Annotated in this window: 19 protein-coding genes; 1 reads left to right on the plus strand and 18 read right to left on the minus strand. The window is 44.7% G+C overall.

Annotation, left to right across the window (positions count from 1 at the left end):
• Positions 1 to 29 precede the first annotated feature (29 nt).
• The 18 genes from ilvD (VN447_RS20170) to VN447_RS20255 form a co-directional block, all read right to left on the minus strand.
• A complete protein-coding gene (gene ilvD, locus VN447_RS20170; protein WP_325527670.1) occupies positions 30 to 1,760 on the minus strand; it encodes a dihydroxy-acid dehydratase in 1,731 nt (576 codons plus the stop codon).
• Positions 1,761 to 1,804: 44 nt separating this feature from the next.
• On the minus strand, positions 1,805 to 3,052 hold the full coding sequence (locus VN447_RS20175; RefSeq protein ID WP_325527672.1) for a four-carbon acid sugar kinase family protein: 1,248 nt from the start codon (positions 3,050 to 3,052) through the stop codon (positions 1,805 to 1,807).
• 229 nt (positions 3,053 to 3,281) lie between these two features.
• A complete protein-coding gene (locus VN447_RS20180) occupies positions 3,282 to 5,216 on the minus strand; it encodes a sigma 54-interacting transcriptional regulator (RefSeq protein WP_325527674.1) in 1,935 nt (644 codons plus the stop codon).
• 48 nt (positions 5,217 to 5,264) lie between these two features.
• Positions 5,265 to 6,944, minus strand: a complete 1,680-nt coding sequence (ilvD, locus tag VN447_RS20185; protein WP_325527676.1) for a dihydroxy-acid dehydratase — start codon at positions 6,942 to 6,944, stop codon at positions 5,265 to 5,267.
• A gap of 159 nt (positions 6,945 to 7,103) precedes the next feature.
• Positions 7,104 to 8,126: a 4-hydroxy-2-oxovalerate aldolase gene (dmpG, locus tag VN447_RS20190; RefSeq protein ID WP_325527678.1), complete on the minus strand. Its 1,023-nt coding sequence runs from the start codon at positions 8,124 to 8,126 to the stop codon at positions 7,104 to 7,106.
• Positions 8,126 to 9,007: an acetaldehyde dehydrogenase (acetylating) gene (locus VN447_RS20195; protein WP_325527680.1), complete on the minus strand. Its 882-nt coding sequence runs from the start codon at positions 9,005 to 9,007 to the stop codon at positions 8,126 to 8,128. Before VN447_RS20195 ends, dmpG begins: the two co-directional genes overlap by 1 nt.
• A gap of 103 nt (positions 9,008 to 9,110) precedes the next feature.
• Complete coding sequence (locus VN447_RS20200; protein WP_325527682.1) at positions 9,111 to 9,896, minus strand: IclR family transcriptional regulator; 786 nt, start codon at positions 9,894 to 9,896, stop codon at positions 9,111 to 9,113.
• Positions 9,897 to 10,030: 134 nt separating this feature from the next.
• Entirely contained in the window at positions 10,031 to 10,933 is a 903-nt protein-coding gene (gene dapA / locus VN447_RS20205; protein ID WP_325527684.1) for a 4-hydroxy-tetrahydrodipicolinate synthase, read from the minus strand.
• A gap of 39 nt (positions 10,934 to 10,972) precedes the next feature.
• Positions 10,973 to 12,541, minus strand: coding sequence for a response regulator transcription factor (locus VN447_RS20210; protein ID WP_325527686.1), 1,569 nt, complete (start codon positions 12,539 to 12,541; stop codon positions 10,973 to 10,975).
• Positions 12,542 to 12,577: 36 nt separating this feature from the next.
• Positions 12,578 to 14,155, minus strand: coding sequence for a histidine kinase (locus VN447_RS20215; RefSeq protein ID WP_325527688.1), 1,578 nt, complete (start codon positions 14,153 to 14,155; stop codon positions 12,578 to 12,580).
• 255 nt (positions 14,156 to 14,410) lie between these two features.
• On the minus strand, positions 14,411 to 15,703 hold the full coding sequence (gene larA / locus VN447_RS20220) for a nickel-dependent lactate racemase (RefSeq protein WP_325527690.1): 1,293 nt from the start codon (positions 15,701 to 15,703) through the stop codon (positions 14,411 to 14,413).
• A 29-nt stretch (positions 15,704 to 15,732) separates the two neighbouring features.
• Complete coding sequence (gene larA, locus VN447_RS20225; protein WP_325527692.1) at positions 15,733 to 17,013, minus strand: nickel-dependent lactate racemase; 1,281 nt, start codon at positions 17,011 to 17,013, stop codon at positions 15,733 to 15,735.
• A 45-nt stretch (positions 17,014 to 17,058) separates the two neighbouring features.
• Complete coding sequence (gene pdxA / locus VN447_RS20230; RefSeq protein ID WP_325527694.1) at positions 17,059 to 18,063, minus strand: 4-hydroxythreonine-4-phosphate dehydrogenase PdxA; 1,005 nt, start codon at positions 18,061 to 18,063, stop codon at positions 17,059 to 17,061.
• Between the two features lie 4 nt (positions 18,064 to 18,067).
• Positions 18,068 to 19,348, minus strand: a complete 1,281-nt coding sequence (locus VN447_RS20235) for a four-carbon acid sugar kinase family protein (protein ID WP_325527696.1) — start codon at positions 19,346 to 19,348, stop codon at positions 18,068 to 18,070.
• Positions 19,349 to 19,537: 189 nt separating this feature from the next.
• Complete coding sequence (gene panB / locus VN447_RS20240) at positions 19,538 to 20,392, minus strand: 3-methyl-2-oxobutanoate hydroxymethyltransferase (protein ID WP_325527698.1); 855 nt, start codon at positions 20,390 to 20,392, stop codon at positions 19,538 to 19,540.
• A gap of 27 nt (positions 20,393 to 20,419) precedes the next feature.
• Positions 20,420 to 21,253 carry a 3-methyl-2-oxobutanoate hydroxymethyltransferase gene (gene panB, locus VN447_RS20245; RefSeq protein WP_325527700.1) on the minus strand — a complete coding sequence of 278 codons (834 nt, stop codon included), beginning with the start codon at positions 21,251 to 21,253 and terminating at the stop codon, positions 20,420 to 20,422.
• A gap of 44 nt (positions 21,254 to 21,297) precedes the next feature.
• Positions 21,298 to 22,962 carry a dihydroxy-acid dehydratase gene (gene ilvD / locus VN447_RS20250; RefSeq protein ID WP_325527702.1) on the minus strand — a complete coding sequence of 555 codons (1,665 nt, stop codon included), beginning with the start codon at positions 22,960 to 22,962 and terminating at the stop codon, positions 21,298 to 21,300.
• A 318-nt stretch (positions 22,963 to 23,280) separates the two neighbouring features.
• Positions 23,281 to 24,222: an AEC family transporter gene (locus VN447_RS20255; protein WP_325527704.1), complete on the minus strand. Its 942-nt coding sequence runs from the start codon at positions 24,220 to 24,222 to the stop codon at positions 23,281 to 23,283.
• Positions 24,223 to 24,629: 407 nt separating this feature from the next.
• Between VN447_RS20255 and VN447_RS20260 the strand changes: the two genes are divergently transcribed.
• The gene (locus tag VN447_RS20260; RefSeq protein ID WP_325527706.1) at positions 24,630 to 26,081 is read left to right on the plus strand and encodes an IS1182 family transposase; all 1,452 of its coding nucleotides are present in this window, start codon (positions 24,630 to 24,632) and stop codon (positions 26,079 to 26,081) included.
• Positions 26,082 to 26,089: the final 8 nt, after the last annotated feature.

The following is a 26,089-nucleotide window of genomic DNA, read 5'->3' on the forward strand; positions in this document are numbered from 1 at the left end:
TCAATTTTTATATAAATTATAATTACTGCCTAAATCTCTAAGCCTGCGCCTTCAGTACAAGTACGAGCAAGTTTCTTATACAACCTAAGTAAAGGTGTAGTTTCTTTTACCGGGAATATCTTAGTCTTCTTACGTTCTGCCAAGATGGCTTCCACCTCTTCGGGTGTAGCTGGTTTCCCTTTTATGCCGACAATGTCGAGTGTGCGAGCAGCAACGTCCATCTTTATAATGTCATCATCTTCAAGATAGGCAATCGGACCGCCTTCCACACCTTCAGGGGCAATGTGGCCTACTGCCGGTCCCCGGGTTGCGCCGGAAAAACGTCCGTCAGTAAATAGCGCCACGCTGCTGGACAACTCCGGCATGTTCCAAAGGGCTTCTGTTGTTCTTAACATTTCTGGCATTCCAGAGCCTTTCGGCCCTTCAAAGCGGATGAAAATGGCAGTTTTAGGTCCGATTTTTCCATTCAGCAGTTCAGCAACAGCCTCTTCTTCCGAGTCATACACGCGTGCTGTTCCGGTAAAGTTATGGATTGCCTCATCCACGCCGGACAACTTAATTACAGCACCCTCAGGTGCAAGGTTACCTTTGAGAACCTTAATGTTACCCTGGGGTTTAACCGGTTCCTTGCGGGTTTTAACAATATCTCTTGCTTGCAATTTGTAGTTTGTCAAATAACTGTTTACTTCTGCAAACCAGCCAGTTGCTTCGAGCTGCTCAAGGTTTTCTCCGACAGTTTTGCCGGTAACGGTCATGGCGTCAAGATAAAGCAGATCTTTTAATTCGCGCATGATGGCCGGTACCCCGCCGGCATACCAGAATAAATCTGTTGGCCATTGTCCGCCGGTTTTCAGGCTGACAAGCACCGGTACTTCACGATTAATGGCATCGAACTCCTGCTGTTCAATAGAAATTCCCACTTCACGGGCGATCGCCGGTAAGTGCAGCAGCGCGTTAGTCGATCCGCCCAGAGCAGAGTGGACCATCAAGGCATTTAGAAAGTTCTTTTTGCTGATAAACTTACGGGGAATCAAGGAGTTTTTTACATTCTCAGTAATCTGCCGTCCGGCTCTACGGGCAAACCGGGTCAGGTGTGTTGTATATGCTGCAGCCAGGGCGTTTCCCGGCAAAGCCAAGCCTAGCGCTTCCGACATACACTGCATAGTACTTGCCGTGCCAATAAACTGACAAGCACCTGCGCTGGGACAACAGTTTCTGGAGTAGTACATCAACTCTTGCTCGCTGAGCTCGCCTTTGGCGTATTTGTCCCCCGCTCCATATAAGATCTCTGATGACATGTAATTCGGACCGCTGAGCATTGAACCGCCGCAGACATGCAAAGTAGGCATGTCCAGACGGAGCATGGTCATTAATTGTGCCGGGACCGATTTATCACAGGATGCCATAAAAACACTGCCGTCATAAGGTGACGCCAAGGCATGAATCTCAAACATAAAGGACATGATTTCCCGGCTTGCCAGCGAGTAATTCATACCGTCATGGGCCATGGCGATACCATCACAGATATCAGTAACTGCATAGACTGCAGGTTTGCCTTGTGATTCATAAACACCAATCTTTGCCTCGTCGGCAAGCCCGCCTAGATGACTGCTGCCTGGGTGACTATCACCGTGAACGGTATCAATGAGGATCTGCATTTTCCCCATATCGGAATCATCCCACTGCATTCCGGATCTCAAGCCATCTCCCTGGTAATTAACTGTTCGTAGATGTTGACTGCGACTGCAACCACAACTCATTTTAGTAACCCCCTAGAATCTTTAGAATTTATCCAAAATGCCGCTTATAACTGTTCAAGTACTTTTCGAAGCGAATTTTTCTTGCCGAAGCCACCGGCTTTAGTGACTAAATACAACCCATTACAACTGCCGCCAACCACTTTTCCAACCGGCACACCGGGAAGCAACTCCCTTTCAAGGTCAATAATCGATATCTCTAACGTATGGCAAATACTTGTTGCTGTCCCGCCGCCTGCTATGATAAGATTGCGCAAGCCATACTTCTCAGCAGTTTCTTTTGCAATTTGTCCTAATAGTGTGGTTACGCTTGGCCCATACTTCTGAACCTGTACCGATAGGCTTAATGCATCAATATCATTGCGATCCTTCAGCAGTGTGTCTATCACCACCACCGGAGTCCTTCCTCCAGCCAGCGATGACGCTATCTCTGTCATTACTCTTTCAAGTTCGTCTTCCCCGCTGCCGTTGTAAATCACGTCAGATTGAATGCCAATCAACTCTGTATTGGGGTAGTCCAATACACTGGTAATTTGCTCTGCCGTAACCTGATTCAACGTTCCGGCAACGATCATCGTCCCTTCTCGTAGACCCAGATGTTCCTGATCTACGACCTTCCAGGCAATTGGTAAGTTACCCGCTAAACCCGCTGATCCTACAGCAAGGCAAGGAACAGACAATCTGTTTATGGCAACCGCAATAGTACGCAAATCTTCATCTGTCACAGCGTCGATAGTAATTAACTGGATACCTGCTGAGTGTAAGTCGGTAATCTTCTGAACAAGTTTTTGTTCACCCTGCCGGACATCAGGTAGACCAATAACAGCTACTGGGATACTGGGAACGGTTTTTATAATAGAAGGTACATAGCAGATGGGAACCGGTACGCTGCTGTCGCCCCACTCTTTAACAAGCTGTAAATAGCCATTTTCTACAATCCTGCCATGGGCGGGATAGGATGGGGCTATAATCGCCAGGGGAAGTGACAGTGATTCCATCATTGCTCTTACTTCTTCGGCAATATTTCCACGTAGTGTTGAGTCAATTTTTTTGTAAAAGCGCTGAAAGCCAAGATTGAGAAGCATGTTTCCGACTTCGTATACGCACTTATAAGCAGTCTCAGACGAAACCATACGTGAATTAGTGCTGATTGAAATCACGTCTACCCCTTTACAGTGGTTGACTAAGTTCAAGTGATTCAACACTACTTGAGTACTAAAACCAAACTTACGGAATTGTACCCCTGCATCATTTGCTCCAACTAGGTTATCTGCAATAATCGCCAGGCGTTCCATGAACGTATCCATCCTCTTTTCTATAACTTTATATATTGCATTTTTCATGCCAACTTTTTACGACAAATTCTTTGGTCTCACAACCCCAGTAAACGTAAGCTTATTGTCTAAATAGCATTACTATTTTAAATTATACATACAACTAGCAAGATTGCAAAATGAAAGCCAGGCAAAATAGTAAAACTATTTTGCCTGGCCTATTCTTAGAACTTAATTAGGTTTATCGCAATTATTGCAAATTGCAATCTATTTTTTCATTTTGAAATGTTTTTAATTTTCTCCAAATAGTCGTTGTACTAATTCCTAAAACCTTCGCTGTTTGATCCTGGTTACCTGTTTCCCGCAAAACTTGTATTATTATGGCCTTTTCTATTTCTTCCATGGTCCCTTTAGGCACATGAATAATGCCGTTGTTCCGTGAGTCACAGCCAACATCCAAAACCTTCCTTACTTCGTCTGCAGTCACAACATTGTCTTTTTTGAGAATACGCAGCCGTTCGATGACACCCTCTAACTCTCTCACATTGCCAGGCCATTGATAACTCGCCAGCACACTCATGGCTGCTGCACTAAAGTGCAGCGGCTGTTTAAACAACTTTTCAGAGAGTTTTTTACTGATATTTTCAACTAAGCAGGGGATATCTTCTTGCCTGGCAGACAGGGGTAACAATTTTAGCTGCAAAATACTTAACCGGTGATAAAGGTCTCTACGAAACAATCCTTTTTCTATTAGTTCAGGCAAGTTTCTGTGAGTTGCCGCTACTATGCCTACATCAACAGGTATCACTTTATCCCCGCCGATCCGCATAATTTCGCGCTGCTGAATGACCCTTAATAATCTGGCCTGCATTCCTAATGATATATCACCAATTTCGTCGAGAAAAATAGTGCCTTGGTCAGCCTGTTCAAAAAAACCCTTTTTGCCATTCTTACGCGCGCCGGTAAATGCTCCGTATTCGTAGCCAAAAAGCTCGCTTTCCAACAGACTTTCCGGCAAGGCAGCGCAATTAACCGCTACGAAAGGACCCTGGCAACGCTGACTATAATTATGGATGCTTTGAGCGATAATTTCCTTGCCAGTCCCCGTATCGCCGTTAATCAGAATTGTTGAATCCACACTAGCATAACTTTTCGCTGCCTCCAAGGTTTCTTGCATATGTGGATTTATCGTAATAAAGTCATCAAAATGATAAACAGCCTTATAGCCCCGTTCACCATGATCTTTACCTGGTTTATCCTTTTCCTTATAAGTAAAAGGCGATTCTGCTATTGTTAAAACAGCACCAATTGTTTGTCCGCCAATGATCATCGGAACAATCCGGCAAGCAAAAGCTTGTTCTGCCCCATCAGTGAATAACGTATTTCTTATCTGACCATACCGCAGAGTATCATCAAGATTGACATCAGGAAAAACGGTAGCAGCAAGATAACCCACTACCTGCTCTTTACCCTTTTTTAATAGCTTTTCTGCCGTATGATTGATGTAAGTGACCCTTCTTTGACCGTCAACGGCTACAATGCCTTCTCCCGTAAACTCCATGATGGCTTTAAACTGCTCCAATTTTACGCGGTTCCCACGGCCTGCCAAGACCAGCTCACGAGCATATCTCACAGACTTGAGCAAGGATTCCCGTCCGATTGTAACCGGAAAACATGGAATGTTGTTAGCGATAAACTCTGGTAGAACACCATCATTGTCCGCTATGTCTGGAACTTCTTTAACCACTGCCACTATCTCAGACATATCCTCACCATGGATTTGAGACAAAACCTTAGTCCTTATCCCCAAAGCCTCCGCAACAATAGCTGCATCGGTAATGATGGAATCACCGGTTACCCCTACTACCAGCTTATCGCCGGCCAAGTCGTTCTTTTTTTCTGCCAGCCAGGCCTTTACCCACTGCATGCTCCGCAAAATATCTAGAATGCTGGGCCGGAGAGAAACTGTTGGGATACTGACCGTTGTTTTTATAATCTCATCAAAGGGTGCATAACAAATAAGAGCGTCCGCCCCTCGTTCACCAAGCTGCTGGGCGATGCCGATAACGTCGTCTTTAGAGGCCATCGCCACATGAATTTTTTCACCCCATTCGCTGAATAAATCCAAAGCCTGTAAAGTAAAGTCTTTATTGGGAGCAATCAGTGCGATTTTATCTTGCTGCAAGGTTAGCACCCCTCATTTTTACTTATGCTGAAAACAGACTGAGCCCTATTATACCTTCACTACAGCGCCTTTAGCGGCAGAGCTTGCCAGCTTGGAGTAGATGCCTAAATAGCCGCGTGTAAACTTGGGTTCTGGTCTCTGCCATTTCTCAAGCCTTGCGCTAATTTCCTGATCGGAAAGATGCAGTTGCAGTAATCCCTGAGGAATGTCAATAGTAATCCTGTCACCATCTTGAACAGCGGCCAATGGCCCGCCCTCAGCCGCCTCTGGCGAGATATGTCCAACAAAGCAGCCATTGTTAGTGCCTGAAAAACGTCCGTCGGTAATCAAGGCTGTTTTTTTCGCCAAACCCATACCGTAAAGATATTTCATTGCTTTATACATTTCACGCATACCGGGGCCGCCTTTAGGACCTTCATAGCGAATAACAACAACATCGCCTTCTTTAATACTGCCATTTAGTATTGCCTCTTCAGCTGTTTCTTCACAATCAAACACCCTGGCACACCCTGTAAATACGTGCATCTCAGGAGCAATTGCCGCCGGCTTGGTTACTGCCGTATCAGGGGCAAGATTGCCCCTTAAGATAGCTAACCCCTTTTGTTTGCTGAACGGATTATCCAGTGTACTTATGACGTTGTGATCATGGGGATATTTAAACTTATAGTCCTGAAGGTTCTGTTCCACCGTCTTACCAGTCACAGTAATGCACGCTTTATTGAGCAGAGAATCTATTTCTTGCATCACCTTGGGAATTCCTCCCGCCCGGTGAAAATCTTCCATATCATACTGTGACGCTGGATTTACTTTGGCAATCTGGGGGGTAGATTGACTAAGATTATCATAAGCATCCATCATGGTTTCGGCCGTAATGTCCAGCTCCGCGGCAACAGCCGAGAGGTGTAAAACAGCGTTGGTCGAACCACCTGTAGCCATTAATACACGAATAGCGTTCTCCAGTGACTGATAGGTTATAATTTTGTCGGCACTTGTTTGGTTGTTAACCAAAGCGACGATAGCCTTGCCGGTATCTTCCCCAAGCCTCAGCCTGTCAGCATAGACCGCAGGTACGAGCGCCGCTCCCGGCAGGGACATCCCCAGGGCTTCTGCCATACAGCACATAGTATTGGCAGTCCCGTAAAAAGCACATGATCCGCAGGTTGGACCACAAAGTTCTTCCAACTGCCCGTAAGCCGTTTCATCAATTTTTTCGCTTTTGAGCATGCCCAGTGCTTCCGACATTGTCGTTAAGTCAGCTTTGCGCCCGTCAAATTTGACTCCACCCAGCATCGGCCCGCCTGGCAGGAAAATAGCCGGAATTTTAAGCCTTGCAGCAGCCATCAGCATCCCCGGAACAATCTTGTCACACGAGCCAAGCAGTACAATCCCATCTAACCGGTGGGCCTCAACCATTACTTCAATATCGTTTGCGATTAGATCCCGTGAAGGCAAAATGTAATGCATTCCGGCGTGCCCTTGGGCAGTGCCGTCACACGCTCCAATGACACCAAATTCTGCAACAGTGCCGCCGGCTCTATATATCCCCTTACGTACGTGTTCGGCAACCTGCCGCAGATTGGCATGACCTGGCACCAATTCATTCCATGAGTTTGCAATACCAATTACCGGTCGATTAAGATCATCATCAGAAAATCCTACTGATTTAAATACACTCCGATTAAAGCTCCATTCGGGCTTGCCTAAAATATTGCTGCTCCGATATTCCATAATATCTGCCCCTCCCCGTTCTTTTATAAAGTAGACTTAGCTTCAGGTGGGGTTTTAACCCCATCTGAAGGCTAGGCGCCCTTATCCAGGGACTTAGCCGCTCGCCTGTGCCCTTTGGGTATAACTCCCACTTGTAGAAGCTGGGAGTCTTAGAGCGGGTTAGTCATCGGATAAAGAGAAACTTTTTTGCTTAGCCAGCTCAATGGCTACATCGATGATTAAGTCCTCTTGCCCGCCTACTGTTTTCCGCCGCCCTAACTCCAGCAATATATCCCTTGAATCAACGCCAAACTTCTCGGCAGCGCGACGGCTGTGCAGCAGAAAGCTGCCGTATGCTCCAGCATAACCAATAGCCAGCGCGTCGGTATTAACAGTTTGTGGACGGTGCATGAGCCCTTCCACCACATCTTTACTCAGATCCATCACTTTATACAAATCAATGCCTGTTTTATAACCGGCTTTGTCTAATACTGCTGTCAGTACTTCAAGCTGGGCGTTGCCGGCCCCGGCTCCTAATCCGCAAACGGTACCGTCAACTACAGTGGCGCCAGCCTCAATCGCTGCCAGAGTATTGCCGATAGCTAAGCCAAGATTGTTATGGGCATGGAATCCGATCGGTGTCGATAGCTCCTGGCTGACAAGGCTTATCCTGGCCGTAACATCGGCAGGAAGCATAGCACCGGCGGAGTCTGTAACATAGACAACATCGGCTCCGTAGCTTTCAAATAATTTTGCCTGTTCCAGTACTTTTTCAGGCGGCGCCATGTGGGACATCATTAAGAAACCGATTGCCTCCAAACCATGCGCTTTAGCAAACTTGATATGCTGTTCTCCGGTATCAGCTTCTGTTACATGGGTGGCAACCCTCACAGTTTTTACACCATACTCCATGGCCAGCTCCAGATCTTCGACCGTTCCAATCCCCGGAATTAATAACACAGCGAGCTTGGTCTTTGTCAACACCTGCGCAACAGCTTTATAATAGTGAGCCTCCGGAGCCTTGGAAAAACCATATTGAAAGGATGAGCCTCCCAGGCCGTCCCCATGTCCTACCTCAATACTGTCTACACCTGCTTCATCCAGTTTAGCGGCTACTATCGCCATTTGCTCAGGAGTTAATTGATGACTTACGGCATGCATTCCATCCCGTAAAGTACTATCTAAAATACGGATTGGCTTCATTAAATTACCCCCTCATGTTTTAATCCTGCATAACGTTCTCCCACGGCCACGGCAGCAGCTGTGATGATATCTAAGTTGCCAGAATACCTCGGCAGATAATCGCCGGCGCCTTCGACTTCAATCATCGTCACAACCCGCTCCCCATCCGCATAGGGAGCAACTTTAAGCCGGTATCCTGGAACATACTGTTGTATTCTGCCTACCATATTTTCTACCGACTTTATGATCCCGGCAATCTGCGCTGAGTCACATTTGGTATAGATGGTGTTACGCATTAAAATAGGCGGATCGGCAGGATTCAAAATGATTAGAGCTTTGCTTGCCTGTGCTCCCCCTACCTTGATTAAAGCATTTCGGGTAGTTTGAGTGAATTCGTCAATATTTTGCCGAGTACCAGGACCCGCGCTGCGGCTGCTGATTGTGGCCACGATTTCTGCGTACTCTACTGGGGTAACCTGATTTATCGCATTAACAATCGGCACTGTCGCCTGACCGCCACAAGTAACCATATTTACATTAGACTCTGTTAGCAGGTGTGCATCCATATTTACCGCCGGAACAATATAGGGTCCAACGGCAGCCGGTGTCATATCCACCGTAAAAATACCTGCTTGTTTAAGCAGCGGAGCATGTTTAAGATGGGGGGTGGCGCCGGTTGCGTCAAAAACAATATCCAGGCTGCCAAATTTAAGTACCCCGTCAATCCCCTCTATCGTCGTGGCAATACCAGACTCAGCAGCCATTTTTAATCCCTGCGAATCCGGAATAATCCCAGCCATTAGCACTAATTCCAGTGCCTTACTTTTCCTCAATTTCATCATCAAGTCAATACCAATGTTACCTGGGCCAATAATTGCTGCACGCAGTTTTTTTTGCTCCAACTTTCATCATCCTTCCTCGTTCATCATTTATTTTTTGTCCTACATTATCAAACACTGTTCGTGTTTATGGATAAAATTTTTAATCATTGAAACAGCAGCTAGATTACTGTTTATAACCTAGCCGAATAGATATCTTCCTTGCTGTCTCTACTACATTTATTGCGATATCAGCCATTTTGGTATCCAGCAGTCGATTTGATGGTCCTGAAAGGCTGATAGCAGCTATTACTGCTCCCGTACTATCCTTTACCGGCGCTGCGATGCAGCGCAGATCCAGTTCAAACTCCTCGATGTCAAGTGCATACCCCTGCTCACGCACCTGACTTATTTGGCCAAGCAGCTCTGCCTGGTCTGCCACTGTATTCCGGGTGTATTTTCGTAAGACTTTACCATGATACAGTTTTTTTATTTGGAATTCATCCAGTCCTGATAACAGCGCCTTACCGACACCAGTACAATAGGCAGGATTGCGACCGCCTACTTGAGACCGTATCCCAATAGAGCGTGAGCCATCCACTTTATCGATGTATACAACATCTTCTGCCGAAAGTATCGCAAGATGCGCTGTTTCCTGATACGTAAGTGACAGTTCTTTAAGATAGGGTAACGCAATCTCGCGTAAATCAAGATTGGCTATATAGGCCTGCCCCATCTCAAAAACCTTAATACCAAGGGAATATTTCCCGGTTTTAGGGTCCTGATGCATATAACCACACTTTTCCAGGGTGGCAATCAGTCCATGGGCAGTACTTTTATGTATCCCAATCCCTTTGCTTATTTCAGTCAGGCCAGCAAGGTTCCGATGTTCTGCGACATATTCCAATATCTTAAGTGATCGGAATACTGATTGAATATATCTCTCGCTGTCACCGCCAGATTGTCCAGTCATAGCACCATTCCTTTGTTCTATATTATCAAACACTGTTTCTATTTTTTGAATTATTCTATTCTGGCCGGAGATAATCCTGCCAATATTTTAAATCTTTTAAAAAATACACTCTTTTATTGGCAGCTTCATTCCTTCTATAAGGTTTCTAGAACATTTGCCTTTATTAATAGTTTTTGAATTACCTGCATCTGCTGGCTTGTCAAAGCAGCGGCCGGCGCCTTGACCCCAGGAGTAATAGGAACCCCCATCTGAGCAACTGCACCTTTGATTGCGGCTACAAACGGCTGCGAAACCTCGTATAGATTCATCAGAATAGAGATTTGGCCTTGCGCTGCCGCAACCTTCTCCAGGTCCTTCTCAGTGTAGGCTTTCATAAGGTCTACAAAGACATGCGGAATAACATTGGTTAAGCCACCAAGAATTCCATCGCCACCTGCCATTAAATTGGGTATCAGATATTCATCAAAGCCTGAAAGAACACAGAAATCTGGCCGCTCAGCCTTCACTACCTGGATAAGCTTCCTGGTATGGCTGATGTTATCAACAGTATCTTTGATAGCCACAATATGCTTAAACTCCTTGGCTAAACGGAGAACAAGCTCTGGCGCTAAGTCAACAGCAGTCCGGTCAGGGAAATTGTAAAGCATAATAGGTAAAGATGTGCTCTGTGCCAAACTCGCATAATAACGGTAAATGGTTTCTGAATCAAGTTTGAAATAGTAAGGTGAGATAACAACTACTGCATCGGCGCCTTCTTGCACCGCAAACCGGGTAAGTTCAATCACCTCATCTAGCACTGTCCCCCCTGTACCGATAAGTACAGGAACCCTTTTATTCACTACTCTTACCACAAATCTAATGAATTCTTGCTTTTCTTCCTTTGAGAGAGCAAAAAACTCGCCAATACTGCCAAGAAAAAGCAGCCCGTTAATACCATTATCAATTAACCGGTTAATGAGTATTTTGTTTCCATTAAAGTCTAGTTTTCCATTCTTATCAAGAATCGTAATAACTGGAGAAAGTATTCCTTTAAACATCTCGTGCCCCCATTAGTTTTCACCGAACTTCACGTTGCGTCAGGAACTTTGTCTTGTTGCAGACGCAGCAAGATTACTCGGTGATTGATTGTAGTGTTTCTTAAAAACACTGCTAAAATAGCTTGCATCGCGAAAACCAACCATACGAGCAACCTCTGCAACCGTATACTTACCGCTCATTAATCTTTCCTTAGCTTTTTTCAATCTAATATTGGTCAAATAGGCGGCATACCCTTCGCCCGCGTACTTTTTGAAACTACGGCAGAAATAACCGGTACTCATGAATAGTTTTTCAGCAAATTGCTCCAGTGTAAGGTCCTTATGATAATTATTATTTATATACTCAATCGCCCATTTCACCGACTGTTCGGCCTGGTTTTGCTCAGAGGAGCAGACATTGCTTTCTAACTTATCAATTAAGTCATACAAACACTGCTCTAACTCACCTGCAGAAGATGTTTTATTTAGTTTACTGATAAAACTCTGACGTGTCAGGTTGGCATCATCTGCAGAAATAATATATTCCGCATACTTGGCAACAAGATTATTTGCTATTTTTATAATGGCAGCATAAATATATTCCGGCTGGCATACATTGTGCATTGCTTCACCTAAAAACTGCCGCAAAATTACCTTAGCCTTGTCTGCTTGACGTTCCATCAAACAATCCCGTATTTGTTGTTGAATGGCTTCACAATCTATTTCTTTACGTTCATCCATTGTACTGTCAATGACCAAAAGTCCTTGCTGCTGCCAAAACAAACCTACTTCCCGCTTCTTTTTTGCATTTCGATAGTCCCTGCCAATTTGGGATGGACTATCAACCAGACTTATGCCGGCACAAAATGTAATGTTATATATTTGCTCCCACTCTTCTAATTGAGCTTGCAGCTCACAACGCAAATCATAATCCCAATGATCAAAAATCATCACTAGTTCTTGGCTAAATGAGGTTAAAATTGCATGCTCCCCAAAGCGGACAGAGCATTCCTGCTTAAGGCGTCCATCAAGCCCATCTCTCGGCGGTATATTTGAAGTTGGCCAGTAAGAAGCAGAAATGATTGCTGCCGGACAAAAGGTTTCCTTTTTGGATATGCACTGTAGTAATTTTAAAGCATTGGGATTATCACTATCGCTTTTTAATAACTCAAATAATTTCTGTTTAGTGACAACAGGTCTGTCTTTTGCTATTTGCCGTTCCATACGCTGGATGCGTTGGGTCGATATTCGCTGACTCAGCGCGTTGGCGATACCCTTTTTTAGTGTTTCTGCAAGTTCAGCCGGCTTTATCGGCTTTAGCAGATAACCGGCTACCTGAGTTTGCACCGCCTGATGAGCATACTCAAAGTGACTGTAGGCAGTTAGAATATAAATCACTGTATCGCGATACTTTTCCCTGATAATCCTAGCAGCATCAAGACCATTCATAAGCGGCATGTTAATATCCAGAATGACAAACTCCGGCTTATATAGATCTGCCAGGTGAACAGCCTGCTCACCATCCTCTGCCTCCCCGCAAATTTGAAAAGGCAGACTATACTGCTTGACAATATAGCGGAGATATTGGCGTACTGCAGGCTCATCGTCAGCAATAATCATCTTATACATTTTGTTCCCCCCCACTAATTAGAGTCGAAAACAAATCTAAAGCGGCAAGGTAATCCGGGCCAAAGTTCCGCCTTCCTCCAGCCGGGTAATCGTTAAATCAAACGTTTCTCCATAATAGTGTTTTAATCGCAAGAAAATATTTTTGATCCCAATACCCGTCAGACTAGGTGGATCATAATCAGCATGAGGTAATTCCCGAACTGCCGCCGCAATGGGATCTGGTATGCCGCAGCCATTATCGTGTACCTCAATAACCCCTGCTCTCCCCTGTTTATACCCGTAAACAAACAGTCGACCTTGCTGGCGAACGTTCTTAAACCCATGCAATATTGAGTTTTCTATTAGAACCATTACAGTCATAAAGGGAATCCTGATGTTCAAGATATCTGGGTCCATTTCAATAGTAACATCAAATTTATTAGGAAATCTGGTCTTTTGAATAAACAAATAATCCTTGATATAGCTTAATTCTTCTTCTAAAGTAACTAACGACTCTGCTTTACCCAGGCTTAAGCGCAGCAAATTAGAGAGTGAATGAGTCAATGATGCCAGGGTGGCGGCGCCATCCATTTCGGCCTGTTGGGCAATGGTATTGAGTGTATTAAATAAAAAATGGGGATTTACTTGTGATTCTAAAAATTTGAGCCGCGCCTGACTTAGGGAATTGTGTAGCCGAGCCTGCATTTCCAGCTCTTCTGATAAACTGACCCGGTAACTACTCAACTGTTTTTCTTTCATCGAATTAATCATTAATTGCACAAGCGAAGCGCTAACCAATGACAGGGTTTCTGCTACGGAAGTCAGTTGGTTGCGGGTCATAAAGCTGAGGTTCAAGTATGCCTCCTGCGCCTTTGCTGCAGTAAGCTCAGCTGAAACCGTTAACTCCTCTTGAGGAATGACTGTGGACATTCTCCCATAACCGCAGCCAAGATAACCTAATATCCTATCATTTACAACAATTGGGCTTTGGATTGCCGATACCCCAAATTTACAACGAAATATTTTTTTCTCCGAATAAGGCCAACTCTGGGATGAAGTGCATAAAACACAGTTTCCATAATTCTCCTGCAGACAAAGCGAGCATAATTCAGGTAGATTTTTCTTTTCTGTTAAGAAATTGCCTGAAACGTCGATGAGCGTAACTGTCATATTCACTGTTTGAGCAAACTTTTCGGCAATTGCGTCAAGGTTAATCACCTTTGCCATTTCGATAAGTTCGATATCGCCACCAGTTGACAATTCTTTCAGAGACTTAGGAATCGTTGAATATACTATGCTTATAAAAGAAGCCGGTTTCGTAGAGGTATTAACATGGCGATGCCTGCCCCCATCACTGATATACCCGATCTTACCTTTGTCCAGCCTCATTTCCCGACTATTACACCAATGTGTCGTCTGACCCTCAAGCCCAATAATAATCTCAATATAACCTGAATGAACATGTGGCTGGTGTTCTTCTCCAGGGTATACAGTCGCTATTGATACTATCGGTTGAAGTTCCGGGTTGTCTGGGTCTAATTGCAGCCAGTGCTGTTCGCCCCAGTCAAAGTATTGATCCCCAATAATATCTAATTGAAATGTTTTTCTTATTTTTTCAATAATATCTGTAGGCATTGTAAATCCTCGTACCTTACTTCCTAATAAGTTTTATTTCCTACATACTTATCCGTTATATAGTAAAAATCCTTTAAATATTCTGCATGACTACATAATACTTTTATTTATCAATTGCCACCTTAATTCCTTAAGGCAGTCCTGTCTAAATTAAGCCCAAAAGGCTGTGAGGTTTTCCCTCGCAGCCCTTTAAACCTATGTTTAATTCTTATTTAACTCTACTTCGTTCACTGAGACATTGCTAAATAAGCCTTCTTACCGTAAAATTGGCAGGGTATTGGCCCCTTGTGGCATCACGGTATATGTCGGTTTGTCTGTACCGCATTTTTCTTTGGCAATTCTGAGTGCCTCTTCCATAGTGGTTGCCGGAATCATGCTGGTTTTAGCAAGAAACTCGGCGTTCTCTGCACGGGTGACAAGGATATAAGTGGCGTAATCACTGCATTCTACTTCTTTTAATGCCACCCAGCCAGGTATTCCAAATGCTTTACGCAGCGCTTTTTCCATAGCCAGTTTGTCGTCAAACTGGAACCAGCGGGAAAACTCCTGAGGCTCATAAATATCCGAGCACTCACTCAAAATGATCACTGCACCGCCTTTTTTAACGGCATAGTAGGCATTATCCATAGTTTTACCTGTTTGGTAGAGATTAATGTCTTTGGGAAAGCCTCCGGCTGTGGCAATTACAATATCGGCTAAATTATCAATCTCAACACCATATAGTTGATCGACCAGTTTACAGCCCTCCATCCAGGCAGAAACCCAGTTACCTGCGAAAATTCCGCCAAACTGACCGTCAGGAGTAGGCACCATATTGATGATAAAGTCCGGCTGAACAAAGCCTGCAACCTCCATCATATCTTCATGCAATTCGTTGCCTTTCGTCTTTCTGGAGGCAGCGTTAGGATTAGAGCCAGAGCCTTCCTCAGACCCAAGCCCCCACAGGTGATTCTGCCGGATGGTATTGATGGAGCTAATCCCTGGAACGATACTCTTGCGGCCGCCGCCGTAGCCTGCCATATAATGATAGACAATGCCACCGGTCAGGATGAGCCGGTCGGCTTCAGCCGCCATTTTATTGATAGCAACCTCGGTGCCCCGGCTGGTTTTACCCAAGTAAACCATATTGTCAGAATCCCAGGCATCATGATTTACTACTTTAATGCGCTGACAGATTTCTTGACCACACAACTGAACAAATTCTTGCTCGGTATTTTGACGATGGCCGCCTACAGCAATAATGATGGTAATGTTGTCATCAGGAACCCCCGCCTTGTTGAGAGTGGCAATAATCTCGGGCAGCACCAGCGGCATTTGCTGCCAGGCACGGGTGACATCACTGACAGCAATAACCACTTTTTCGCCTGGTTTTACGATTTCACTCAGGGGGGGCGAATCAATCGCATTTGTTAGCGCAGTCCGAACAGCTTGGGGGATATCGGTAACAGGCGGATATTCTTTGCCAATAATCTCATGCAACAATTGCTCTTTAGGGATAGAAAAAGTGAGTTCCTCTCTACCATACTTTAAATTAAATTCTCTCATCATAGCACCTCTCCCAAAATTTTTACATTTAACTAGGTCACTGATTTAATAATCGGCAACATATCCGGAGCATGAGTAAGTACTGTTACCCTTGCATTTTTTCCATGTTTGGCCAAGGCCGCATCCAGTGCATTCTGCACAGTGGCATAGGGAGTAAAACCAAGCCTCTTGGCGTCTCCAGACACAATGCCGTCAGAAACAATGTATACATCCTCGCGTTCTTTCACTTGGGCCCAGGCAATGGCTAGCGCAGCAGCGACTTCATCAGGTACTTGTCTGTCTGTTACCATCTGTTTTAGACAAGCAGCCGAGTGGCCTGTAATATCCAACATATTGGCGTGGGTCACGGCAACACCTTCATAGCAGGGTGTTGCAATAATAATGGTCCCACCGGCCTTTACAGCCAGGTCGGATGGGTATAGTGTCTTATGGGCCTGCCAAAATTCAATATCGCAAGGGTGCGAACTGGAGATTACAATATCTGCTTCTTCCGGAATCTCAACTGCATATACCTCTCTTGACAAGACAACCCCCTGACTAAAGGCTTCCTCAACATCCCCAAAGAAAGCCCCTACCACTTGTCCGTGCCGGTTTAGGACAGTATTAAATATAGTATGCAGACCAATCTTGCCTGCTATCATATTTAACTCCCGGCGAACCGGATTATCTTCCAGTCCTAAATAGGAGCGTGGTGCCCGAACACTAAGCAAATGGGTTTCGGCAGTAGTATGCTCTCCGGAAATGCCAGGCTGAACAATTTTAGCCCCACCGGCAAAGCCGGGTATATGATGGGGCACGATACTGCCTATACCAATTTTAAAATCAGCCTCATAGGCTTCGCGATTAACCCAGACACTAGTCCCGTTTTGTGTCTGCCCGAGGTCAACAAGGGCTTCCGGATTTTTAAAATCATGATTTTTAATGGTAACCCGCTTAACGACAGCCTCACCAAATTTAACGATTATTTCTTCCTCAGTCATAAAGCGATGCGTTCCCAACGCAATAATAATGGTTATCTGCTCGTCGGCGATTCCGGCCGCATTCATTTCATCAAGAAGCACCGGGATAATCTCTTGCGTTGGTGTTAGCCGGGTATTGTCGTCAGCCACGATGATGACTTTTTTCGCACCTTTAACCAATTCCTGCAGGTTTTTTGTGCCAATCGGGTGGTTTAGAGCCCTAATGACCTCTTGTCTGATGTCAGCTACAGATGCTACATCTTTAGGCGAAAAAACGCCTACCAGGTTATCCTTGGGAATAGTTACTGCTACCGTTTCTTGGCCATAAGGCAGTTTAGCTATTGTCGCTTGCACCAAACTAACATCCTTTCTAATCTGTTTGCATTATTTCGCAATCTCTTACTTACGGGCACCAGCTGCTACGCGCGCAGCAAACTCAATTGCGGCTTTCATGCTACGGCTGTCGGCAACACCTTTGCCCGCAATATCAAAAGCAGTCCCATGATCGACAGATGTACGGAGAAACGGAAGACCAACTGTAACATTTATACCATCTTCAAAACCCAGAAGCTTAATAGGAATATGCCCCTGATCGTGATACATAACGACAACAATATCAAATTCTTTGCGGCAGACTGCACGGAAAAACACAGTATCTGGCGGAACAGGTCCGCTGGCATCAATACCCAAGCTTTGAGCGGCCTTGACAGCAGGAGCAATTTCTTCAATGTCTTCCCGCCCAAATAATCCATTTTCCCCAGCGTGGGCATTAAAGCCCGCAACAGCAATCCGCGGGCGTTCTACGCCTAGTAACTGCAATGTACGGTCAGCAAGACGGATGATCCTGAGCACCCGCTCTTGAGTAATAAGGTCTGCGGCTTCACGCATGGAGACATGGGTAGTGACATGAATGACCTTCAAGGCATCACCAGAAAGCATCATGGCATAGTCTTCAGTGCCGCTAAGCTGAGCAAAAATCTCGGTATGACCGGGAAAATTATACCCACCCTTATGAAGAGCCTCTTTGTTAATGGGAGCAGTAACAACAGCAGCAACCGCGTTGTTCATAGCCTGCTTTATCGCCGCTTCCAGATATACATAGGCCGCATGCCCGGCACGGGCATCGATTTTTCCGAAAGGAAGACCAGCGGGAATATTTGCAAAATCAAGTACATCGATCTTTCCATGCTGATAGCTTCCACTTTGAGGGTTAGCAACACGTTGTATCTCAACTGGACTTTTGACAATATCAGCAGCAAGCTGGATACGCCCAGCATCACCAAAGACAAGGGGGCGACACATGCGATACATGTTTTCGTCTGATAATGCCTTAACAATTATTTCCGGGCCACAGCCAGCCGCATCCCCCATCGTGATAGCTAGAATCGGACGTTGTTGTTCCATTGTTTCATCTCCTCTGCACTCGTTCCAGTGCTTTAACCAAAATATCTGGGCTTCCGAATGCACCTGCTTTTGTAATAACACGCAATGTTTTCCCTTGCGCTGTTTTCATTTCACCAAGCGGTATAGCTGGCGCCAACTCTTCAAGGATACGAATACCGGTCACACCGAGCGCCCGGCAGACAGCGGCTGCGGTATCCCCGCCGGTGAGAACCACGCTTTCAATCTCGTGGTCATTGAGTATGGCCGCACCTAACCAGCCAAGAATCTCTGAAACGGCTTCGCTGATCTGGACTGCAGACATCCCATATTTTATCCCGGCATTTTGAGTAAGCTCCATCGCACCCACATGGTAGCCGGATGCGAGGATAACATTTTCACCCTGGGCAATATATGCAAGCGTTTCCTGCAGACATGGCATAAAATGCCCTTTTTGCCATGGAAAATGTTCAATTTCAACTTCAACCAATTTATATCCGTTTTCAACAAGCTGCTTAATTTGTCCCCGTGTTACTGCACTGACACTGCCGGCGATAACAAGCGTCGGTTTTTGAAACTCAACCGCACTGCTCAGCCTCAACAATTGCGGCAAACACTCTGCCAAACCGGCCGAACCAGACCACAGGACACGATTTGAGATGCGCATCACGGCTTGGACTGCCAGCGGAAAATGTTCATCAAGCCATGCATCGCAACTTATAACCCTGCACCCCTCAGCCAAGTACCGCTGAATTGCTGTTACTATGGCTTCCTCCCCTTGGCAAAGCTCGTTAATACCAATATGTCCTACCGGGGAACCGGCCTGCTCTGCCAGGAGCACCGGCAGGATTGTTTCAACAACTGGACATTTGGGATCTTTGGCAATCTCGGTAGCGGCAAGTGGAATTCCCTGCAGAAGGTGGTGTCCACCTACCGTAGAGCGCCCATTTTGCAGGAAGGCGGGCATAACGAAGGCAAATTCATGAATTCCCAGGTCAAGAATAGCGTTTAATTCAATACCAATGTTGCCTCGGAGGGTAGAATCAATCTTTTTGTAGAAATGAAGAAATCCGGCAGTATGGGCTTGCTTTGCAGCCTCGTGCACTTTCCGGTAAGCTTCCACTGCTGGAATAGCCCTGCTGTTGGTATCTATGACAACAACATCGCTATCAGGTAAACTAATTGGAGCGTTTCCTTCCAAAACAACTTCAGTATGAAGACCTTTACGGGCAAACTGTAAGCCGGTGTCATTCGCGCCAGTCAAATCATCGGCAATAATCGCAATAGAATTCGCTCGTGATTTCAGCATTTACACCTCTTTTCACCGTAAATGATTCCGGCCTCTATGCGAAAAATTATCTCATTAGTATTATTTTTTTTAATTGTCCTTCAATTCCTGCTGAATTTATTGACCAGCATCATGAAATTATTGAACACGCACTCTCAATGATAAGAAAAAGGCTGGAGGATAACCCTCACAGCCTTTTCTGCTAAATCTTTATTTTTTATCCAACGCGATAAGAAACTCTTTCACATCTTCTTCTTTCATGTTGTAAGTATGCTCCGCGTCAATTGGGAATTGAACAGCACGGACTTCATCCACATATTGCTTAAAGGCGTTCGTTAGAACTTCGCCAACATTAGCATACTTTTTGACGAATTTCGGAGTAAAGTTATCATACATTCCAACCATATCAGCATAAATCAGAAGCTGACCATGGGTATAGGAACCTGCGCCAATCCCTAAGATCGGGATTCCGGCTCTTTCAGTGATCGCTTTACCTACAGCGGTGGGAACACCTTCTACCAGAATGCTAAAGGCACCCGCTTCTTCGACTACCTTGGCCTGATCGACAATTTTCATAGCAGCAGCCGCACTGCGGCCTTGCGCTTTATAGCCACCGATTTGGCCCATGAACTGCGGAGTTAAGCCAATGTGTCCCATTGCCAGTATACCAGCTTGCTGGATGGCCTTGATCCGTTCAGCAATCATCGGGCCGCCGCCTTCCAACTTAATTGCGTCAACATCTGCTTCTTTAACAAGCCGTCCGGCATTGGCGATGGCTTGCTCATTGGAGGTCTGGTAAGACATATAAGGCATATCACCGACGATAAAGGTATTCGGAGCACCGCGCCGAACAGCCTGACAATGGCGGACCATATCATCCATGGTAACCGGAAAAGTAGTATCATATCCTAAAGTCACCATACCAAGGGAGTCGCCAACCAAGATCATATCCACGCCGGCTTTTTCCTGCATTTTTGCTGTTAAATAATCATAAGCCGTAAGGTATACTATTTTTTCCCCTTTGGCCACCATTTGTGCAAAATCATTAATCGTTTTTCTAGCCATTCATAGCACCTCATTTATATAAATAAATTAATATAACCGTTTCAAATCCTCATCGCTCATGGTAAAGCAGTGCTTTACTTCAGGGAAGGTACCATCATCTATTTCTTTGCACCAAGTATCAAAAGCTTCAACCATTTGTGGTCCCATTTGGGCATATTGCTTAACAAACTTAGGGACAAATTTATCAAAAATACCTAATAAATCATAGGCGTTAAGATTATGTCCATTGCAATCTCCACCGCCGCCAACGCTGATTGTCGCACACTTGACGCGTTCAGTGATGAGCTTGCACAATCCGGCAGGCATACATTCCAACACCATGGCAAATACTCCGGCGTTATCAATCGCAATTGCAGCCTCCATCAGCTTCTCGGCCGCTTCGGCGCTTTTTCCCTGAACTTTAAAGCCTCCCATCATAGCGGCGGTTTGCGGAGTTAACCCAATATGCCCCATAACTGGGATACCTGCATCGACTACTGCTTTGACAGTATTAGCGATCTTAATATCGCCTTCCATCTTAACACAGTCCGCGCCAGCTTTGAGCAGAGTACCTGCATTACGAATGGCTTCGTCTTTATTAACCTGGTAGGACAAGAAGGGCATATCGCCGACAACAAAGGTATTGGGAGCACCCCGGCGGACAAGTTTGAGATGATATAGTATGTCTTCGAGGTTTACAGGTATTGTGCCGTCATGACCCTGAATGACCATTCCCAGAGAATCGCCGACTAAGATAAGTTCGGCGGCCGAGCGGTCTACGATGCCAGCCATCGGGAAATCATATACTGTGATCATTTTGAACTTTTTACCATTAGTCTTGGTTTCAAGAATCTCAGGTATTGTAATTTTTACTTTAGCCATCGTTATATTACCTCCTAGTTTTTTGATGTTTTATCTTTAAATCCCTATTTAAACACCGCTCCAGCCATAGCGGATGATACCATCTTGGCATAGCGGTCAAGATAACTGCCCTTAATCACATGGTCCTGCGCTGCAGGTTGCCAGGCTGCTTTACGGCGAGCCAGTTCCTCTTCCGATACATGCAAATGTATTGTGCCTTGGGGGATATTAATTTCAATCATGTCGCCTTCTTCAATTAAGGCTATCGGACCGCCTTCGGCCGCTTCCGGGGAGACGTGACCAACAGCAGCGCCCGCAGTAGCACCTGAGAAGCGGCCATCTGTTACCAAGGCTACTTCTTTGGATAAACCCATGCCGACAATAGCCGCAGTAGCCGTAAGCATTTCCCGCATGCCCGGGCCGCCTTTCGGTCCTTCATATCGTACCACTACTACATCGCCAGGTTTGATTTGTCCTCCATAAATAGCAGCTACAGCTGGTTCTTCTTGGTTAAAGATTCTCGCCGGGCCTTTGTGGTGGTGCATTTCAGGTACAACAGCCGCACTCTTGCACACCGAGCCTTCAGGTGCCAGATTGCCATACAGCAGTTGCAGTCCGCCTTGAGCCGAGTAGGGATTATCTATTGGCCTGATTACATTGCTGTTAATTACTTTTGCATCACTTACATTCTCAGCAACTGTTTTGCCAGTCACGGTTAAAACATCTTTGTGCAAAAAGCCGTCTCGACATAATTGCCCCATCAGCGCCGTTATGCCGCCGGCATTATGAACATCAGCAGGATAATGACCATTATTAGCAGGCTTTATTTTTACAAGGTGAGGGACTTTTTTGGCAAGTTCAGCAAAACTATTGATATCAAAATCAATATCTGCCGTTTTCGCCAACGCTGTTAGATGTAAAATGGTATTGGTTGAGCCCCCGATGGCCAAATCCACGGTAATGGTATTTTCAATTGCTTCTTTGGTCACTATCTGCCGCGGTAAAATCGACTTATTATAAAGCTCCATAATCTTCATACCAGTTTGTTTAGCTAAGGCTAGCCTTCTGCCAGTGCCAGCCAAACAGGTGGAGCCTGGTAAGCACATCCCTAACGCCTCTGTTAGGAAATTCATTGTATTGGCTGTTCCCAGCAAGTTACATGCGCCACAGCCAGGCAACGCATCTCTTTCTCTTTTTGATAACTCCTCTCGAGTGATAATACCTCTGGCAACATCGCCCTGAGCAGCCATCAAGTCTGTATAGCCTATTTCCTGGCCATCGACACAACCGGTAGCCATTGGCCCGCCGCTAATCATGATTGCCGGAATGTTAAGGCGAACAGCTGCCATCAACAGGCCTGGAGTAATTTTATCACAGTTAGTGATAAGCACCATTGCGTCATATTGATGACCGTTTACCATGCACTCTACTGAATCACAAATTAACTCCCTGCTTGCCAGGGGATAGTGCATACCATAGTTTCCTTGGGCAATACCGTCACAAAGGCCAATTGTCGGAAACTCGATGGGTGTACCGCCTGCAGAAATAATACCCTCTCTAACCGCTTTGGCTATGCTGTCCAAATGCAAATGCCCGGGCATGGTCTCATTCTGGGTATTGACAATAGCCACCAGTGGTTTATCCAAATCCTCCGGCAGATGGCCCATAGAATAATACAGCGCACGGTGTGTTGCCCGTTCTAAACCCCTTGTGGTAATATGACTCCTCATTGTAATTGTTGCCTCCTTTTGTTAATTCTCTATCTTCAATGAAGCCACACACAAACCCAGTCAATAGATTGGTGTTCTTATTTTGAATAATCAATTCCTTTAAAACCTTGTTTTTACCTTCTGAATTTTTTGACATTACCATTAGGAATCTTGTCCTATTAGCATCCAACCCTATCTTTTATCATTAGGAGGCACCAAGTAACAATCTCGCCACCAACCTCTAAACAAAAAGGCTCTTGGAACAGACGGTGGATACCACCTACTGTTCCAAGAGCCTTTTACGGTACTTTTACCATAACTCTAATATATAAATCTATCTCATTGTAAGCCGAAAAAAATGATCGGATATACAACCAGTAGAAACAACGCCGTAGTCAGGATAAAAGAGGCATTGGCAATATGAATGTTCAGATCATGGATCTTTACAACAATAACCGCGCTTATGGCCGTTGGCATGCTGGCTAAGATTAATACCGTATTTATTATTTTAGGATCATCAAATACCAGCTTGGCGATGATGTAGGTCACCAGCGGGGTAACAATAAATTTTATTGGAACTAAGTCGAAAGTACTCAAATAGTACTTCCTGATTGCTGAAAAATCAATGGAATGGCCTACTGGAATAAGTGCAGTCCAGGCAGCAATATGAACTAGAGGATCAAACAGCTTACCTAGTATGACCGGTCGTGGTATGTTGAGATAATATAGTGCAAATCCAATCGTCAAACCAATTACAGGCAATTGATTCCGACTTAAAAATAGTTTCGAAAAAGATACTTTATCCATACTTGCAGCTTGCGAGCGGCTGTGATAATACTGTGCTAAAGGATAACAGACTAAAAAAATTACCGCCACTTGCAGTAAAACAACTAATTGCGTATAAGCGAAGCCAGTTTCACCATACAAAATATAGACGCACAATCCGCCTAATGTGCCAATATTGGATAACATAGCTGACAAAACATAGCTGCCAGTGTCAATCATACTGCTATATTTGTTTGTTGAGATCAAATAAGCAACCAATCCGGGAATAATGCAAAGTATTACGCCGAATAACGGTAACCATATTAGTTCCCAACTAAGCGGCAAAACCCAAAAACTCAATACTGAAAGAGCTGGGTAAAGCAGCAACATGTTATAGTTGGCCATGCTGACAAAAAAACTTTCACCAAACATAGGTTTAATGCGCAACAAATACCCCACACACAACGGAACTAATAAATCGATAAAGAAATAAGCTAATTTTACTTTAATATCCATATATACCTTCTCATCTTTACTGAAAGAATAATTACAGTTCAATTCCGTTTTTCGGTATGTTTCCTAGTTTAGCACTAAAATCACCGTTATGCAAAATATAAAATACCCACTTATACGTTTATCAAGTTGCTCGTTAATCAAAATTGTCTATACTTTTTAATCTTAGTGTCTCAATTCTCAGTTGTTATGATGAGTAAAACGTCACGAACAGGATCCGACTTGACTTTTGTTGATCCTGTTCGTAACGTTTTTATAACTGAGTCCGGGCTAAAAAAAATCCCAGTTAGAAAAGAGGCCACTGAAAAAGTCCCTTTAATACTTAAAAAGGTATAGACCCTCAAGAAAACTGAGGAGGCTGTACCTTTTTTCCTGTATAATAAAGGTATTAAAGGGAGCAGGTGAGTCAAATGATTCAACAACAACAATCTATGGTTTTAAGTCCCTATATAGAGCTCTATAACTTGGTTATCCCCAAGGATAATATATTGCGGCAAATCAACGAACTTATTGATTTCTCCTTTGTGTATGAGGAATTGAAAGAGAGCTATTGTCTAGATAACGGCAGAAATGCGATTGATCCGATTCGGATGTTTAAATATTTGCTGCTCAAAACGATCTTCGAACTATCTGACGTTGACATCGTTGAGCGCTCCCAATACGATATGTCGTTTAAGTACTTTCTCCACATGGCACCGGAAGATCCGGTGATTGATCCAAGTTCTTTAACAAAGTTCCGGAAGCTGCGGTTAAAGGATCTAAATTTGCTCGACATGCTCATAAACAAAACCGTTGAAGTCGCAATCGAAAAGGGTATTATCAACAGCAAATCAATCATTGTTGATGCAACCCATACAAAAGCCCGTTATAATCAGAAATCCCCCATAGAAATCTTGCAGGACCGTTCCCGAAAACTAAGAAAAGCCGTCTACAAGGTAGACGAATCTTTGAAAGCGAAGTTCCCGACGAAAAATACCAGCGGTGTACTCGAAGACGAAATCGCCTACTGCCAAAAACTCGTCGATGTGATTGAAGCGGAAGGAGGCGTTTGCGAGCTTCCGAAAATTAAAGAACCTCTCAATCTGCTCAAAGAAACGGTGACAGATGACCTCGATCAGTTGCGGATTTCGGAGGACCAAGATGCAAAAGTTGGCCATAAGAGTGCAGATTCCTCATTTTTTGGATATAAAACGCATCTTGCCATGACCGAGGAACGGATTATTACGGCAGCAGTCGTCACGACGGGCGAAAAGAACGACGGTAAGCAACTACAGGAGCTGATTGAAAAAAGCAAGGCAGTCGGTATGGAAGTCAAAACGGTCATTGGGGATACGGCTTACTCTGAAAAAGATAACATAACGTACACCAAGGACAATAACATAGAACTCATTGCCAAGCTCAATCCTCTCATTACACAAGGGATCCGAAAGAAAGAAGACGAATTCCAATTCAATAAGGATGCAGGCATGTATGTGTGCAAGGCCGGCCACATGGCAAACCGGAAAGCGCGGCAAGGAAAGACAGGCGTTGGGAAAAACCAAACTGATACATACTATTTCGATATTGAGCTTTGCAAGCGATGCCCTTTCAAAAAAGGGTGTTACAAAGAGGGAGCAAAATGCAAAACTTATTCGGTGAGTATCAAATCTAGCGAACACACCGAACAAATGGCGTTCCAGGAAAGCGAGTACTTCAAGGGAAAGGCAAAGGAGCGCTACAAGATTGAAGCAAAGAATAGTGAACTCAAACACAGACACGGGTATGATGTAGCGTCATCTTCGGGTCTTGTTGGCATGGAGTTACAGGGGGCGATGGCGATCTTTACTGTGAATATAAAGAGAATATTGAAACTGATAAGGTAGAAGACAAG

This window comes from Sporomusa sp., assembly GCF_035561155.1.
Classification (GTDB): Bacteria; Bacillota; Negativicutes; order Sporomusales; family Sporomusaceae; genus Sporomusa.

What these genes read in the sequence shown, in the direction of transcription:
- ilvD (WP_325527670.1), bottom strand. Translation starts at nt 1,760, where the DNA reads ATGAGTTGTGGTTGCAGTCGCAGTCAACATCTACGAACAGTTAATTAC.
- VN447_RS20175 (WP_325527672.1), bottom strand. Translation starts at nt 3,052, where the DNA reads ATGGAACGCCTGGCGATTATTGCAGATAACCTAGTTGGAGCAAATGAT.
- ilvD (WP_325527676.1), bottom strand. Translation starts at nt 6,944, where the DNA reads ATGGAATATCGGAGCAGCAATATTTTAGGCAAGCCCGAATGGAGCTTT.
- dmpG (WP_325527678.1), bottom strand. Translation starts at nt 8,126, where the DNA reads ATGAAGCCAATCCGTATTTTAGATAGTACTTTACGGGATGGAATGCAT.
- VN447_RS20200 (WP_325527682.1), bottom strand. Translation starts at nt 9,896, where the DNA reads ATGACTGGACAATCTGGCGGTGACAGCGAGAGATATATTCAATCAGTA.
- dapA (WP_325527684.1), bottom strand. Translation starts at nt 10,933, where the DNA reads ATGTTTAAAGGAATACTTTCTCCAGTTATTACGATTCTTGATAAGAAT.
- VN447_RS20210 (WP_325527686.1), bottom strand. Translation starts at nt 12,541, where the DNA reads ATGTATAAGATGATTATTGCTGACGATGAGCCTGCAGTACGCCAATAT.
- VN447_RS20215 (WP_325527688.1), bottom strand. Translation starts at nt 14,155, where the DNA reads ATGCCTACAGATATTATTGAAAAAATAAGAAAAACATTTCAATTAGAT.
- larA (WP_325527690.1), bottom strand. Translation starts at nt 15,703, where the DNA reads ATGATGAGAGAATTTAATTTAAAGTATGGTAGAGAGGAACTCACTTTT.
- pdxA (WP_325527694.1), bottom strand. Translation starts at nt 18,063, where the DNA reads ATGGAACAACAACGTCCGATTCTAGCTATCACGATGGGGGATGCGGCT.
- VN447_RS20235 (WP_325527696.1), bottom strand. Translation starts at nt 19,348, where the DNA reads ATGCTGAAATCACGAGCGAATTCTATTGCGATTATTGCCGATGATTTG.
- panB (WP_325527698.1), bottom strand. Translation starts at nt 20,392, where the DNA reads ATGGCTAGAAAAACGATTAATGATTTTGCACAAATGGTGGCCAAAGGG.
- panB (WP_325527700.1), bottom strand. Translation starts at nt 21,253, where the DNA reads ATGGCTAAAGTAAAAATTACAATACCTGAGATTCTTGAAACCAAGACT.
- ilvD (WP_325527702.1), bottom strand. Translation starts at nt 22,962, where the DNA reads ATGAGGAGTCATATTACCACAAGGGGTTTAGAACGGGCAACACACCGT.
- VN447_RS20255 (WP_325527704.1), bottom strand. Translation starts at nt 24,222, where the DNA reads ATGGATATTAAAGTAAAATTAGCTTATTTCTTTATCGATTTATTAGTT.
- VN447_RS20260 (WP_325527706.1), top strand. Translation starts at nt 24,630, where the DNA reads ATGATTCAACAACAACAATCTATGGTTTTAAGTCCCTATATAGAGCTC.